This is a genomic window from Maribacter aurantiacus, assembly GCF_005780245.1.
Classification (GTDB): domain Bacteria; phylum Bacteroidota; class Bacteroidia; order Flavobacteriales; family Flavobacteriaceae; genus Maribacter; species Maribacter flavus.
Map to the genome: position 1 here is coordinate 1 of NZ_VBUK01000031.1, position 404 is coordinate 404.

The 404-nt window shown below is 57.9% G+C and carries 1 protein-coding gene; it reads right to left on the reverse strand.

The features are described from left to right. A partial coding sequence (locus tag FEK29_RS18015; protein ID WP_161595371.1) for a hypothetical protein occupies positions 1-404 on the reverse strand: 404 nt, incomplete at both ends.

A 404-nucleotide genomic window follows, 5' to 3' on the forward strand; every position in this document is an offset into this window, starting at 1 on the left:
ATGTCCGCAACTGGGACGCTTACCGTACCGCCGTCGCTGTCGGTGATGACCAGGTCCGTACCGACCACAGCGAAGGTGGCGTTGGTCGTATTGGTGTCCGTCGCAGCGGCGATATCCGCCAAAGCTATCGTAACCGTTCCGCCATCGGAATCGGTCAATATCAAATTGGTACCGTCTTCCGTTAAACTCGTGTTCGTGGTGTTGGTGTCCGCCAAGGCCGCGATGTCCGCTACCGGTACGCTCACCGTACCGCCATCGCTGTCGGTGATGACCAGGTCCGTGCCGACTACCGCGAAGGTCGCGTTGGTCGTATTCGTATCCGTCGCAGCGGCGATGTCCGCCAAAGCTATCGTTACCGTTCCTCCATCACTGTCAGTCAAAATAAGGTTGGTTCCATCCTCCGT